General features: G+C 66.1%; 13 protein-coding genes. 1 reads left to right on the plus strand and 12 read right to left on the minus strand.

Annotated features, from left to right (window positions below; translation table 11 throughout):
* Window positions 1-21: 21 nt before the first annotated feature.
* From SFB74_RS28410 to oxc, 8 genes are all read right to left on the minus strand, one after another.
* A complete protein-coding gene (locus SFB74_RS28410; protein WP_432727769.1) occupies window positions 22-804 on the minus strand; it encodes a fumarylacetoacetate hydrolase family protein in 783 nt (260 codons plus the stop codon).
* A gap of 54 nt (window positions 805-858) precedes the next feature.
* A complete protein-coding gene (gene sucD, locus SFB74_RS28415) occupies window positions 859-1,758 on the minus strand; it encodes a succinate--CoA ligase subunit alpha (RefSeq protein WP_432727770.1) in 900 nt (299 codons plus the stop codon).
* Window positions 1,759-1,795: 37 nt separating this feature from the next.
* Window positions 1,796-2,974: an ADP-forming succinate--CoA ligase subunit beta gene (gene sucC, locus SFB74_RS28420; RefSeq protein ID WP_432727771.1), complete on the minus strand. Its 1,179-nt coding sequence runs from the start codon at window positions 2,972-2,974 to the stop codon at window positions 1,796-1,798.
* 31 nt (window positions 2,975-3,005) lie between these two features.
* Window positions 3,006-3,323 (minus strand): hypothetical protein, encoded by a 318-nt coding sequence (locus SFB74_RS28425; protein ID WP_432727772.1) that lies wholly within the window; start codon window positions 3,321-3,323, stop codon window positions 3,006-3,008.
* 259 nt (window positions 3,324-3,582) lie between these two features.
* On the minus strand, window positions 3,583-4,830 hold the full coding sequence (gene frc / locus SFB74_RS28430) for a formyl-CoA transferase (protein ID WP_432727773.1): 1,248 nt from the start codon (window positions 4,828-4,830) through the stop codon (window positions 3,583-3,585).
* Window positions 4,827-5,273 (minus strand): PAS domain-containing protein, encoded by a 447-nt coding sequence (locus SFB74_RS28435; RefSeq protein ID WP_432727774.1) that lies wholly within the window; start codon window positions 5,271-5,273, stop codon window positions 4,827-4,829. The genes frc (SFB74_RS28430) and SFB74_RS28435 overlap by 4 nt, the downstream gene beginning before the upstream one ends.
* Window positions 5,274-5,367: 94 nt before the next feature.
* Complete coding sequence (frc, locus tag SFB74_RS28440) at window positions 5,368-6,639, minus strand: formyl-CoA transferase (RefSeq protein ID WP_432727775.1); 1,272 nt, start codon at window positions 6,637-6,639, stop codon at window positions 5,368-5,370.
* Between the two features lie 33 nt (window positions 6,640-6,672).
* Complete coding sequence (gene oxc / locus SFB74_RS28445; protein ID WP_432727776.1) at window positions 6,673-8,502, minus strand: oxalyl-CoA decarboxylase; 1,830 nt, start codon at window positions 8,500-8,502, stop codon at window positions 6,673-6,675.
* A gap of 151 nt (window positions 8,503-8,653) precedes the next feature.
* On the opposite strand from oxc, the gene SFB74_RS28450 reads away from it, so the two are divergent.
* On the plus strand, window positions 8,654-9,262 hold the full coding sequence (locus SFB74_RS28450) for a Crp/Fnr family transcriptional regulator (RefSeq protein WP_432727777.1): 609 nt from the start codon (window positions 8,654-8,656) through the stop codon (window positions 9,260-9,262).
* A 35-nt stretch (window positions 9,263-9,297) separates the two neighbouring features.
* Here the strand turns inward: SFB74_RS28450 and SFB74_RS28455 are convergent, their stop codons facing one another.
* From SFB74_RS28455 to SFB74_RS28470, 4 genes are all read right to left on the minus strand, one after another.
* Window positions 9,298-10,134, minus strand: coding sequence for a cytidylate kinase family protein (locus SFB74_RS28455; protein WP_432727778.1), 837 nt, complete (start codon window positions 10,132-10,134; stop codon window positions 9,298-9,300).
* A gap of 17 nt (window positions 10,135-10,151) precedes the next feature.
* Complete coding sequence (locus tag SFB74_RS28460; RefSeq protein ID WP_432727779.1) at window positions 10,152-11,684, minus strand: tripartite tricarboxylate transporter permease; 1,533 nt, start codon at window positions 11,682-11,684, stop codon at window positions 10,152-10,154.
* Window positions 11,685-11,709: 25 nt separating this feature from the next.
* Window positions 11,710-12,231, minus strand: a complete 522-nt coding sequence (locus SFB74_RS28465) for a tripartite tricarboxylate transporter TctB family protein (protein WP_093206545.1) — start codon at window positions 12,229-12,231, stop codon at window positions 11,710-11,712.
* A 104-nt stretch (window positions 12,232-12,335) separates the two neighbouring features.
* Window positions 12,336-13,358, minus strand: coding sequence for a Bug family tripartite tricarboxylate transporter substrate binding protein (locus tag SFB74_RS28470; RefSeq protein WP_432727780.1), 1,023 nt, complete (start codon window positions 13,356-13,358; stop codon window positions 12,336-12,338).
* Between the last annotated feature and the right edge of the window lie 68 nt (window positions 13,359-13,426).

The raw sequence follows: 13,426 nt of genomic DNA on the forward strand, positions 1-13,426 counted from the left end.
TGCGCGACCCTTCTGCTGCGTTCAGCCGAAGCGGTTGCTGAGCTTTCCGATGCCGCCGATCTCGATCTCCACGAGGCTGCCGGGCTTCATGGAGCCGACGCCGACCGAGGTGCCGCAGAGGATCACGTCGCCGCGGTGCAGCGTCATGTCCTGCGAGATGAGGCTCACCAGCTGCTGCACCGAAAAGCGCATGTCGCTGATCGGATAGTTCTGGCGTTGCTCGCCGTTGAGCGTGGTGGTCACGGTGAGCGTGGCGGGATCGAGGCCGGTGGCGACCACCGGGCCCATGGGGCAGAAGGTGTCGAAGCCCTTGGCGCGCACCCACTGCGCGAAGGAAGCGTCGCGGTTGAGGATGTCGGCCACCGTGACGTCGTTGGCGCAGGTGTAGCCGAACACATGGTCGAGCGCATCGGCTTCCGACACGGCCGTGGCGGTCTTTCCGATCACGATGCCAAGCTCGCCCTCGAACACGACCTTGCCGTCGCACAGCGGCTTGCGGATGGGCGCGCCTGGCGAAAGGTAGGAGTTGGGCGTCTTCAGCAGATAGAGCGGCTCGGCCGGCACCGGCAGGCTGAGCTTGGCACCGAGCGCGTGGAAGTTGTTCCACAGCGCGATCACCTTGGTGGGCTCGGTGGGCGTGAGCAGCTGAAGGCCCGCCAGCGCGAACACGCGGCCCGTGGGCTCGGAGCTGCCGAACATATCGCCCTGCCGCTCATGCACGGCATCGCCTTCGAGCGTGCCGAAGCCGATGCCGCCGGCGTGCTCGAAGCGGACCCATTTCCTCTGCTGGTGCTGCTGTTCCATGTTGTTGTCTTCTTTCTGGATGGATAGATGGAATTCGGGGCCGTCGCCGGTCGGTCAGTCGAACGGGAGGTAGTCGGGAATCACGAGCGAGGCAATCAGCTTTCCCATGTCCGCCGGATTGCGCGTGACGTGGATGCCGCACTCCTTCATCACAGCGAGCTTTTCCTGCGCCGTGCCTCGGCCTCCGGAGACGATGGCGCCCGCATGGCCCATGCGCTTGCCGGGCGGCGCGCTGGCGCCGGCGATGAAGCCGACCACGGGCTTGGTCATGTGGTCGCGGACCCAGCGCGCGCATTGCTCCTCGGCATCGCCCCCGATCTCGCCGACCATGATCACGGCGTCGGTGCGCGGGTCGTCGTTGAACATCTTCAGCACGTCGATGTGCCTCAGCCCGCCGACCGGGTCGCCGCCGATGCCGACCACGGTCGACTGCCCGATGCCGAAGCTCGCGAGCTGGCTCGCGGCCTCGTAGGTCAGCGTGCCCGAGCGCGAGACCACGCCGATGCGCCCGCGCTGGTGGATGTGGCCGGGCATGATGCCGATCTTGATCTCGCCCGGCGTGATGAGGCCCGGGCAGTTGGGCCCCAGCAGCACCGTCTTGCGGCCCTGCATGCGGTGGCGCGTGCGGATCATGTCGCGCACCGGGATGCCTTCGGTGATGCAGATGACGAGGTCGAGCTCGGCATCCACCGCCTCGTCGATGGCGGCCGCGGCGAAGGCCGGCGGCACGTAGATCACCGAGACGGTCGCGCCGGTCTCGGCCTTCGCCTCTTTCACCGTGCCGAAGATCGGGATGCCTGCCATCGACTGGCCGCCCTTCAGCGGGTTTACGCCCGCGACGAAGCAGTGCCTGCCATTGCCGTACTCCAGGCAGGCCTGCGTGTGGAACTGGCCCGTCCTGCCGGTGATGCCCTGCGTGATGACGCGGGTGTGCTTGTTGATCAGGATGGACATGCGACAGGCTCCATCGGCTGTTGGAGGAACGAGGGCTTCATCGCCGGCGCTCCCAGTTGCGGGCCGCGCCGATGGCCCGTTGCGCCGCCTCGGCCATGTCGTCGGCGTTGATGATCGACAGCCCCGACTGCGCGAGGATGGTCCGGCCCAGGTCCTCGTTGGTGCCCTTCATGCGCACGATCAGCGGCACCCTGAGGCCGGTCTCGCGCACCGCATCGACCACGCCGTGCGCGATCACGTCGCACTTCATGATGCCGCCGAAGATATTGACCAGCACGGCCTTGAGCTTCGGGTTGCGCAGCATCAGCCGCACGGCCTCGGCCACCTTGTCGGCCGTTGCGCCGCCGCCCACGTCGAGGAAGTTGGCGGGCGATCCGTCGTAGAGCTTGATCGCGTCCATCGTCGCCATCGCGAGGCCGGCGCCGTTGACCAGGCAGCCGATGTCGCCGTCGAGCGCGATGTACGAGAGGCCGGCGTTCGAGGCTTCGGTCTCCACCGCGTCCTCCTCGTCGAGGTCGCGCATCGCGGCGATGCCGGGCTGGCGGAAGAGCGCGTTGTCGTCGAAGTCGAACTTGGCGTCCAGCGCGATCACGCGACCGTCGCGGGTGAGCACCAGCGGGTTGATCTCGGCCAGCGAGGCGTCGCTGCCGTCGAAGGCCTGCCAGAGGTTCTGCATCAGCACGCGCGCCTGCACCACCGCGCGGTCGGCGATGCCGATGCGCCGCGCGATGCCGTCCGCATCGGCCACGCCGAGGCCGGTGTCGGGGTCGATGAAGAGCCGGTGGATCTTCTCGGGCGTGCGCGCGGCCACTTCCTCGATATCCATGCCGCCTTCGCTCGAGGCCATCAGGGCCACGCGCTGCGAATTGCGGTCGACCACGAAGCCGAGATACAGCTCCTTGTCGATCTCGACGCTCTCCTCCACCAGCAGCTGCCTCACCACGCGGCCCTCGGGGCCGGTCTGCGGCGTCTTCAGCGTCATGCCGAGCATCTGGCCGGCGTGGCGCCGCACCTCGTCCACCGACCAGGCCGGCTTCACGCCGCCGCCCTTGCCGCGACCGCCCGCATGGATCTGCGCCTTGACCACCCAGGCCCGGCCGCCGATGCGGCTGGCGGCATCGGCCGCCTCGTCGGGCGAGCGGCAGACGAATCCGCGAGGGGTCGCCACGCCGTATTGGCGCAGCACTTCCTTGCCCTGGTATTCGTGGATGTTCATGGCCGCAATTGCCTGCAGTTCGAATTGAATTTCAGGCGCCCAGCTCGACGCCGTGGCTTTCGGCCCAATTGAAATAGCTCGACGAGGCCATTTCGCGCTTTCTGTGGATTTCCTTCTTCTGCTCGATGGCGACCGCCAGGAATTCGGCGTCGTAGGCCTTAAGGAGATGCGGTTGATGGGTCTTCAGGTAATGGCCGATTCGCTCGTTCGCGTCCTGGCCGAGGCCCATCAGGCGGTCGTAGGTCTCGCCGTCCCAGTGCCAGCGCAGGCCCAGCTCGAAGAAGGCTGCGTTGTAGGCATTGCGCTCGATTTCGTCGCGCCAGTATTGGATGGGTGACTGGTTTTCCATGATCTTCTCCTTGAATGAATGCCGGACAGGTTGAATTGATCGATTAATTCCGGCGAGTTCAAAATGTAGGATCGATGGACGATAAACAGAAATTAAATGAATTTATAAAAATCATTCATTGCAGGTTATGTGTCGGAATTCCTGCAATTGCAATTCGGTCATTCAGGCGCGCAGCCGCCCGCCGCGCAGCCGGAATGGCAGCGCGCCATAAAGAAAGAAAAACCGGATCGGCGAAGGCAGCGCCCCGCGCCGCCTTGCCTCAGATCACGCGTTCGGCCCGCAGGGTCGCCAGGGCATCCGCGTCGTAACCGAGCTGCCTGAGCACTTCCTCGGTGTGTTCACCGAGCAGCGGCGAACGCGTCACCACCGTCGGGCTGTCGGACATCTTGATGGGGTTGCCCACCGTCAAGTACTTGCCGCGCACCGGGTGGTCGACCTCGACGATGGTGCCGGTCTCGCGCAGCGATTCGTCCGCGGCGATCTCCTTCATCGAGAGGATCGGCCCGCAGGGAATGTCGTACTCGTTGAGGATGTCCATGGCCTCGAACTTGGTCTTGGTCATGGTCCACTGCTCGATGCGCGCGAAGATCGGCTTCAGGTGCAGCAATCGCGCGGCCGGCGTGGCGTAGGCCTCGTCGTTGATCCAGCCCTCCTCGCCGATGACCTTGCACACCGCCGGCCACACGGCCGCCTGCGTGATGAAGTAGATGTACGCGTTCGGGTCGGTCTCCCAGCCCTTGCACTTCAGGATGGAGCCCGGCTGGCCGCCGCCCGATGCGTTGCCCGCGCGCGGCACCGCGTCGCCGAACTTGCCGTCGGGGTACTGCGGGTACTCGTGCATGGTGCCGGTGCGCTCCAGCCGCTGCTGGTCGCGCATCTTCACGCGGCACAGGTTGAGCACCGCGTCCTGCATCGGCGCGAGCACCTGCTGGCCGCGCCCGGTGCTGTTGCGCTGGAAGAGCGCCGCCAGGATGCCGAGCGCCAGGTGCAGGCCGGTGCCGCTGTCGCCGATCTGCGCACCGGTCACCAGCGGCGGGCCGTCCTCGAAGCCGGTGGTGGAAGCCGCGCCGCCGGCGCACTGGGCCACGTTCTCGTACACCTTGCAGTGCTCGTACTTGCCGGGCCCGAAGCCCTTGACCGAGGCCACGATCATGCGCGGGTTGAGCTTCTGGATGTGGGCCCAGGTGATGCCCATGCGGTCGAGCGCGCCGGGCGCGAAGTTCTCCACCAGCACGTCGCAGGTCTTGATCAGGCTGTCGAGAACCTCCTTGCCCTTGGGGTTCTTGGTGTCCAGCGTGATCGAGCGCTTGTTGTGGTTCAGCATCGTGAAGTAGAGGCTGTCCGCGCCGGGAATGTCGCGCAGCTGGCCGCGCGTGGCGTCGCCTTCGCCGGCGCGCTCGACCTTGATCACGTCGGCGCCGAACCACGCCAGCAGTTGCGTGCAGGTGGGGCCGGACTGCACATGGGTGAAGTCGAGGATGCGGACGCCCTCGAGTGCTTGGCTCATTGACTGTCTCCTTCTCTGATCATCGTGGCTTCGACTTCTACCAGACGGGCGCGAAGTTTGCGCTCCTCCGCGAAGCGGGCTGTCTCGTCGCGGACGATGGCGACGATGCCGGTGACCTCGCGATCGGTGGAGAACAGCATCGACACCGTGAAGGCAATAGAGAGCGTGTGCCCGTCCTTGTGCAGCGCGGGCACGCGCAGCAGGTCGGCGCCGTACTTGGTGACGCCGGTTTCCATCGTCTTGTTGTAGCCGTCCCAGTGCCGCTGGCGTTGGCGCTGGGGAATGATCAGGTCGAGCGACTGGCCGAGGGCCTCGGCCTCGCTGAAGCCGAAGATGCGCTCGGCCGCGCGGTTCCACAGCGTGATCGCGCCCTGCGCGTCGCACACCATGATCGCATCGCCGGCGCCTTCGACGAGCTGCTTGAAATCCAGGTTCGCTTGCATGAGTGCCTCCCGGGCGCTGACTGCTGGCTGGGGTCTGTCACTGTGCGGGGGAATCTGGTTGGTGTGAAGCCCCCCGCACAGGGCTGCTGCTGCCCTACACGGCCTTGGCCGCGTGCAGGCTGGCGATCTGGTCCTGGCTGTAGCCGAGCTCAGCCAGCACGTCGTCGGTGTGCTCGCCCAGCAGGGGCGAGGCGGTGACTTCGGGCTTGAGGTCCGAGAACTTGATCGGGCTGCCGATGGTCCAGTAGCTGCCGCGTTCCTTGTGCGGGACTTCCACGATCGAGCCGCTCTTGCGCAGCGACTCGTCGTGCAGCAGTTCCTTCATCGACAGCACCGGGGCGCAGGGGATGTCGTGCTTGCGGAAGATGTCCACCGCCTCGAACTTGGTCTTGTCCTTGATGAAGTCCTCGATGGTGGCGAAGATCTGCTCGATGTGCGGCTGGCGGGCCTTGGCCGTCATGTAGTCGGGGTCGGTCTTCCACTCGGGCTTGCCCAGCGCGTCGCAGATCGGCTCCCAGGCGTGGCCCTGCACCGTGAAGTAGATATATGCGTTCGGGTCGGTCTGCCAGCCCTTGCACTTCAGGATCCAGCCGGGCTGGCCGCCGCCGCCGGCGTTGCCGCCGCGCGGCACGACCTTGTCGGCGAACGCGCCCATCTCGTGCGGGTACTGCGGGTATTCCTCGAGGTAGCCCACGCTGTCCAGGCGCTGCTGGTCGCGCATCTTCACGCGGCACAGGTTGAGCACGGCGTCCTGCATCGAGCAGGCCACCTTCTGGCCCTTGCCCGTCTGCTCGCGTCCGATGATGGCCGTCAGGATGCCGATGGCCAGGTGCATGCCGGTGTTGGAGTCGCCCAGCGCCGCCGCCGAGATCGTCGGGACGGAGTTCCCGCCCTTCCACCAGCCGGTGGTGGAGGCAGCGCCGCCGGCGCACTGCGCCACGTTCTCGTACACCTTCAGGTCCTCGTAGTGGTGGCCCTCGCTGAAGCCCTTGACCGATGCGACGATCATCTTGGGATTCAGCTCCTGGATGCGTTCCCAGGTGAAGCCCATGCGGTCCAGCGCGCCAGGGCCGAAGTTTTCGACCAGCACGTCGGATTCGCGGATCAGCTTCTCCAGCACGGCCTTGCCCTCGGGCTTCTTCGTGTCCAGCGTGATCGAGCGCTTGTTGCTGTTGAGCATGGTGAAGTAGAGCGCGTCGACATCCGGGATGTCGCGCAGCTGCGAGCGCGTCACGTCGCCCGCGCCGGGACGCTCCACCTTGATCACGTCGGCGCCGAACCAGGCCAGCAACTGGGTGCACGCGGGACCGGCCTGCACGTGCGTGAAGTCGATGATCTTGATGCCGTTGAGGGGCTTGTTGCTCATTGGGAAATCTCCTTGAATGAAACGGAACGCGGGTTACTTCTTCTTCGCCGTGGCGGGGTTCAGGCTCGTGATGCGGCCGCTCTCGGTGCCTGCCGTCTCGTCGATGACGGCATTGATGAGGGTCGGGCGGCCCGAGGCGACAGCCTCGGCCAGGGCCTTCTGCAGCTCGTCGGCGGTGGTGGCGTTGACGCCGACGCCGCCGAAGGCTTCCATCAGCTTGTCGTAGCGCGCGTTCTTGACGAACACCGTGGGCGCCACGTCGGGCGTGCCGCTGGGGTTCACGTCGGTGCCGCGGTAGACGCCGTTGTTGTTGAAGACGATGACGCAGACCGGCAGGTTGTAGCGGCAGATGGTTTCCACCTCCATGCCGCTGAAGCCGAAGGCGCTGTCGCCCTCGATGGCGATCACCGGCTTGCCCGTGACCACGGCGGCGGCCACGGAGAAGCCCATGCCGATGCCCATGATCCCCCAGGTGCCCACGTCGAGGCGCTTGCGCGGCTCGTACATGTCGACGATGCTGCGCGCGAAGTCGAGCGTGTTGGCGCCCTCGTTGACGACGATGGCGTCGGGCCGTGCCTTCACCTGGTCGCGGATCACGCTGAGCGCGCTGTGGAAGTTCATCGGCGAGGGCCGCGCGGCCAGCGTGGCGGCCATCTTCGACAGGTTCTTGTCCTTGCGCTCGGCGATGGCGCCGGTCCACTCGGCCGGCGGCTTGGCCCACCTGGCGTCGATGCCGGCCAGCAGCGCGGCCACGCAGGAGCCGATGTCACCGATCACCGGCGCCTCGATGGCAACGTTGCTGTCGATCTCGGTCGGCGCGATGTCGATCTGGATGAAGCGCTTGGCGCCCTTCTCCTGCGCCCAGGTCTTGCCCTTGCCGTGCGAGAGCAGCCAGTTGAGGCGAGCGCCGATCAGCACCACCACGTCGGCTTCCTGCAGCACGTAGGAGCGCGCGGCGGCGGCCGACTGCGCGTGCGTGTCGGGCAGCAGGCCCTTGGCCATGGACATCGGCAGGTAGGGAATACCCGTCTTCTCGACGAGTGCGCGGATGTCGGCGTCGGCCTGTGCGTAGGCGGCGCCCTTGCCGAGCAGGATCAGCGGGCGCTTGGCGCCCTTGAGCAGGTCGAGCGCGCGGTTCACCGCGTCGGCCGCCGGGATCTGGCGCGGCGCGGCATCGATGACCTTGATGAGCGAGGCCTTGCCGGCCGCCGCGTCCATGGTCTGCGCGAAGAGCTTGGCCGGCAGGTCGAGGTACACGCCGCCCGGGCGGCCCGACAGCGCGGCGCGGATGGCGCGCGCGATGCCCACGCCGATGTCCTGGGCATGCAGCACGCGGAAGGCGGCCTTGCACAGCGGCTTGGCGATGGCGAGCTGGTCCATTTCCTCGTAGTCGCCCTGCTGCAGGTCGACGATCTCGCGCTCGCTGGAGCCGCTGATGAGGATCATCGGGAAGCAGTTGGTGGTGGCGTTCGCCAGCGCGGTGAGGCCGTTGAGGAAGCCGGGGGCCGACACGGTCAGGCAGATGCCGGGCTTCTGCGTGAGGAAGCCGGCGGCGGCTGCGGCATTGCCGGCGTGCTGCTCGTGGCGGAAGGAGATGACGCGCAGGCCTTCTGCCTGGGCCATGCGCGTGAGGTCGGTGATCGGGATGCCGGGGAGGCCGAAGATGGTGTCGATGTCGTTGAGCTTGAGGGCATCGATGACGAGGTGGAAGCCGTCGATGGTCTCGCCCGCGGGCGCGTTGTCTTCCGTCACGCTCTTGAGCGCGCGCACCACCGCGTCGCCGTCGGCGTCACGGGTTTTCGCGGACTTGAGGGCTTCGCTCAGCGTGGTGGTCGCCTCTTTCTCTGTTCTGACTGAAGACATGTCTCTCCTTCTGCATGGGTGAATGGCCGGGGCCCGAGCCGCGACTATGATTCGGGCCAAACTTTCGGCCGTTGACCTCGGTCAACTTTCCCGAAAACGGCGGCGGCCCCGATGACCGGCGCTGGCAGCGAAATCGAGCAAGACGGTGACCATGACGACGTTGGAAAACCATCCGGAGAAGAACATTATTCGCGCCCAGCTCCGGCAGAACGTGCTTCTCAAGGACCTGAGCGAAGCCGACCGCGCCGAGCTCGAGGCGCACCTGGTCATCGTGGACGGCAACAAGGGCGAGTTCCTGCTGCACCAGGGCGTGCGGGAAATGGAGCAGTACTTCATCCTCGACGGCATCCTCAAGCGGGTGGTGAGCAACCCGGAGGGCAAGGAAATGATCCTTCGCTTCGCCGACGAGAACGACATGGAGACGAGCTACGCCGCGCTGCGGCTGGGAACGCCCACGCCCTACGGCATCGTCTGCGTGACCAAGGCGCGGGTGGCGAGCCTGCCGCTGAAGGAGTGGATCGCCTTCCTGAACAAGCATCCGCAGACGAAGGAACTCTTCGAGTTCCTGGTGATGCGGGGCATGAGCGAGATCATGGCGCACACGATCACGCTGCACCTGCTCGACGCGGCTGGGCGCGTGCACCGGTTCATGCGCAAGCATCCGGAACTGGAAGACCGGATTCCGAGCAAGGAGCTGGCTTCGTATCTGAATCTCTCAGCGGAAACCCTTAGTCGGCTTCGCAAGCGCGGGAAGATCTGAGCCCGTTTTTCCCCCTCCGAGGGAAGGAGCAAGACCTAGGTCTGCTTCGCCGAAGCAAACCGCCGCGTGCTGGCCATCAGCCTGAGTTGGTTGTGCACCCCCGTCACCCCGACCACTGAACCGGCGATGTTCTCGGCCTGCGACCGCTCCTCGCTGTCGAGCACGATGCCGCGCAGCAGCAACTCACCCTGGTTCGCGGTGATGGTGACGTTGATGTCGCGTGTCGCATCGTCTTCCTTCAGCGCCGCACGCACGCGCGCCTCCAGCGCCATGTTGGCGAGCAGCGCGCGCGAGGCCGGCGTTTCGGCGAACTCGGGGCGATTCACCATCAGCCTGATCTGCTCGACGCAGCTCTCGACCGACAGCCGGTCCGTGTTGAGCACCAGGTCGTAGAGCACCGGGTCGCCCCAGGTCACGCCGAACTGCGCATGCATGCGCGCGGCGTGCGCCTGGTCGCTGCGGCGGATCTCGGCTTCGGCGAATTCGGCGTCGTCGGTCTCGAGGTCGGCCATCAGCCACTCGATGCGCTTCTTCATCGAACGCGTGATGCGCACGCACACCACGTGCGGCACCGCCCGCAGCAGGCAGGTGGCACCCCAGCCGCGCAGCACCACGTTGCCGCGGTCGGCCAGCGCGAACAGCTCCTCGGCGGTGTAGAGCGCCACGCTGCGCCTGTCGGTGGTCAGGCGCTCCACCAGCCCCGCCTTGCCGCTGCGCAGCCGGCCGATCAGGCTCGTGGAGACCTGCATCCGGTCGGCCACGTGCTCGATGACCTCGTGGCGCATCACGGCGAGGCCCAGCGTCTCGGCGAGCTTGAGCGAAACATCCTTCGCGAGGGAACCCATCTCCTGGGTCAGTGCGATCACTGGCATGTGCTCTCCTCCCTGCTTCAATCCACCGGCCGCTCGACCGCGAACTCGTCGGGCTTCTTCGGCTTTCTCACGAAGGCCAGCGCCTTGGAGATCAGCGGCCAGAAGAGCAGCACCAGCGCCAGCGTGGTGATGGTGCCGACCAGCGGGTTCGAGAACATCACCATCACGTCGCCCTGCGACACCAGCATGGCCTGGCGGAACGAGTCTTCCGCCTTGTCGCCGAGCACGAGTGCCAGCACCAGCGGAGCGAGCGGGAAGTCGAGCTTCTTGAACAGGTAGCCCAGCACGCCGAAACCGAGCATGAACCAGATGTCGAGCATCGCGTTGTGCACGGTGTAGGCGCCGATCGCGCAGATCACGATGATCACCGGCGCGATGATCGAGAACGGAATGCGCAGGATCGACGCGAACAGCGGCACGGTGCTCAGCACCACGATCAGCCCGACGATGTTGCCGAGATACATGCTGGCGATGAGGCCCCAGACGAAGTCCTTCTGCTCGACGAAGAGCAGCGGCCCGGGCTGCAGGCCCCAGATCAGCAGGCCGCCCAGCAGCACCGCGGCGGTGGGCGAGCCGGGAATGCCCAGCGCGAGCATCGGCAGCAGCGCGCTGGTGCCGGCCGCGTGCGCGGCGGTCTCGGGCGCGACCACGCCTTCGGCTTCGCCGGTTCCGAACTTCGCGCCCTTCTTCGACATCTTCTTGGCGAGGCCGTAGGCCATGAACGAGGCCGGCGTGGCGCCGCCCGGCGTGATGCCCATCCAGATGCCGATGAGCGAGCTGCGGATCGAGGTCAGCCAGTACCTGGGCAGCTGCTTCCAGGTCTGCCACACCACCTTCGGGTCGATCTTCGCGCTCTTGCCCGAGAACTTCAGGCCCTCTTCCATCGACAGCAGGATCTCGCCGATGCCGAACAGGCCGATCACCGCGATGAGGAAGTCGAAGCCGCGCATCAGCTCGGGCTGGCCGAAGGTCAGGCGCAGCTGGCCGGTGACGGTGTCCATGCCTACGCTGGCCAGCGCAAAGCCCAGCGCCATCGACGCGAGGATCTTGAAAGGCGAGCCCTTGCCCATGCCGACGAAGCTGCAGAAGGTCAGCAGGTACACCGCGAAGAACTCGGGCGAGCCGAACTTGAGCGCGAACTTCGCGACCAGCGGCGCAAGGAACGTGATCATCACCACCGCGAGGAAGGCGCCCACGAACGACGATGTGAAGGCGGTGGTGAGCGCCGCGCCGGCCTGTCCGTTCTGCGCCATCGGATAGCCGTCGAAGGTGGTGGCCACCGACCACGGCTCGCCCGGAATGTTGAACAGGATCGAGGTGATGGCCCCGCCGAAGAGCGCACCCCAGTAGATGCACGACAGCATGATGATGGCCGAGGTCGGCGACATCGTGAACGTGAGCGGCAGCAGGATCGCGACGCCGTTGGCGCCGCCGAGCCCCGGCAGCACGCCGATCAGCACGCCGAGGATGATGCCGACGAACATCAGGCCGATGTTCATCGGCGAGAGGATCACCGAGAAGCCCTGCATCAGGGCACTGATTTCTTCCATTTCGCTTGTGCTCCTTGAGTCGGGTTCAGTAGCCGAGGAATCGAAGCGGATCGAGCGCGCCCTTGAAGAGCGGCACCTTGAACCAGACCTCGAACATGCAGAAGAAGAGCGTGTTCACGGCCAGCGCGGCGAACACGCTCTTGAACCACGCGTACTTGCCCAGCACCACCATGAAGAGCGCGATGTAGATCGCCGACGCCACGTAGATGCCGAGGATGGAGATCGCCAGTACGTAGACCGTGGCCGGCACCAGCACGGACAGCACGCGCTTGAGCTGCACCGAATCGACGAACACCGCGGTGTTGCGGTTCTTGCCGAGCAGCGACTGGTAGAGGATGCCGGCGCCCGAGATCGTGATGATCACGCCGATGAAGAACGGGAAGTAGCCGGCGCCGGGGCCGTCGGTGGTCCAGCCGGCGCCGAGCTTGCGTGCCTCGAAGACGACCACCAGGCCGATGACCAGCAGCGCCACCGCGACCGCCGCCTCTACGAGGTGGGTGGAGATGCCCGTGCGCGCCGGGCCCTCGGATGTTTCGTCGTGCTCCATGGAGCCCCCATCGTGGTTGTGTGGAAGAAGGAAATCGGAGTGCGCTCGCGGCGCACTCGCCCGCTGCCGCAGGGCGCGGCAGTCGTCACCGGCGGTCTGCCCGCCTACTTGTTGCTCGCGAGGAAGCCCGCGTCGGACATCAGCGTGCGGTGCGTGGCCTCGGCTTCGGTGAGCCACTTGGCGAAGGCGTCACCGGTCATGAAGGTCGGGTTGAAGGCACCCTTCTCCATGTACTCCTTCCACTCCGGCGTGGCTGCCACCTTGGTCAGCAGGTCCTTGTAGAAGGCGAGCTGGTCGGGCGTGACGCCGGGCGGCATGAAGATGCCGCGCAGCATCGTGTACTTGGTGGGCACGCCCGCTTCCTTGCAGGTGGGGATGTCGTTCCACGACTGCGTGTCGGTGACCTTGGCCTTGAACGGCATGCGCTCGTCGTCGAACACGCACAGCGCGCGCAGCTTGCCCGCGCGCCACTGCGCCACGGCCTCGATCGGGTTGTTGACCGTCGACTGCACATGCCCGCCCACCAGCTGCACCGCCACCTCGCCGCCGCCCTTGAACGGCACGTAGATGAACTTGGTGCCGGTGGCCTTCTCGAGCGCGACCGTGATGATCTGGTCTTCCTGCTTCGAGCCGGTGCCGGCCATCTTGAACTTGTTCGGCCCCGCGGTCTTCACCGCGGCGACGTATTCGCCGGCGCTCTTGTAGGGCTCGGAGGCGTTGGTCCACAGCACGAACTGGTCGAGCGCCAGCATCGCGACCGGCGTCATGTCCTTCCAGTTGAAGGGCACGCCGGTGGCCATCGGCGTGGTGAAGAGGTTCGACAGCGAGATGACGATCTTGTGCGGATCGCCTTTCGCCTCCTTCACCGCCAGGAAGCCCTCGGCGCCCGCGCCGCCGGACTTGTTGACGACGATCAGCGGCTCCTTCATGAGCTTGTACTTGATGACGATGCCCTGCAGCAGGCGCCCCATCTGGTCGGCGCCGCCGCCGGTGCCGGCGGGAATCACGAACTCCACCGGCTTGGTGGGTTCCCATGCGAGGGCGGGCGCGGCAATTGCCGCCAGTGCGAGAGCGGCCGCGGCAACGACCTTCGTTCTGCCCGGAAAGAGCGAGGCGATCTTCTTCATCAGGGTGTCTCCTGTGTAGTGTTTCGCTCTTTTTTGTTCTTGGATCTGAGCAGAGATACGAACGGGCA

The organism is Variovorax xiamenensis (genome assembly GCF_050916385.1).
GTDB lineage: Bacteria > Pseudomonadota > Gammaproteobacteria > Burkholderiales > Burkholderiaceae_C > Variovorax.

What these genes read in the sequence shown, in the direction of transcription:
- SFB74_RS28410 (WP_432727769.1), bottom strand. Translation starts at nt 804, where the DNA reads ATGGAACAGCAGCACCAGCAGAGGAAATGGGTCCGCTTCGAGCACGCC.
- sucD (WP_432727770.1), bottom strand. Translation starts at nt 1,758, where the DNA reads ATGTCCATCCTGATCAACAAGCACACCCGCGTCATCACGCAGGGCATC.
- sucC (WP_432727771.1), bottom strand. Translation starts at nt 2,974, where the DNA reads ATGAACATCCACGAATACCAGGGCAAGGAAGTGCTGCGCCAATACGGC.
- SFB74_RS28425 (WP_432727772.1), bottom strand. Translation starts at nt 3,323, where the DNA reads ATGGAAAACCAGTCACCCATCCAATACTGGCGCGACGAAATCGAGCGC.
- frc (WP_432727773.1), bottom strand. Translation starts at nt 4,830, where the DNA reads ATGAGCCAAGCACTCGAGGGCGTCCGCATCCTCGACTTCACCCATGTG.
- SFB74_RS28435 (WP_432727774.1), bottom strand. Translation starts at nt 5,273, where the DNA reads ATGCAAGCGAACCTGGATTTCAAGCAGCTCGTCGAAGGCGCCGGCGAT.
- frc (WP_432727775.1), bottom strand. Translation starts at nt 6,639, where the DNA reads ATGAGCAACAAGCCCCTCAACGGCATCAAGATCATCGACTTCACGCAC.
- oxc (WP_432727776.1), bottom strand. Translation starts at nt 8,502, where the DNA reads ATGTCTTCAGTCAGAACAGAGAAAGAGGCGACCACCACGCTGAGCGAA.
- SFB74_RS28450 (WP_432727777.1), top strand. Translation starts at nt 8,654, where the DNA reads ATGACGACGTTGGAAAACCATCCGGAGAAGAACATTATTCGCGCCCAG.
- SFB74_RS28455 (WP_432727778.1), bottom strand. Translation starts at nt 10,134, where the DNA reads ATGCCAGTGATCGCACTGACCCAGGAGATGGGTTCCCTCGCGAAGGAT.
- SFB74_RS28460 (WP_432727779.1), bottom strand. Translation starts at nt 11,684, where the DNA reads ATGGAAGAAATCAGTGCCCTGATGCAGGGCTTCTCGGTGATCCTCTCG.
- SFB74_RS28465 (WP_093206545.1), bottom strand. Translation starts at nt 12,231, where the DNA reads ATGGAGCACGACGAAACATCCGAGGGCCCGGCGCGCACGGGCATCTCC.
- SFB74_RS28470 (WP_432727780.1), bottom strand. Translation starts at nt 13,358, where the DNA reads ATGAAGAAGATCGCCTCGCTCTTTCCGGGCAGAACGAAGGTCGTTGCC.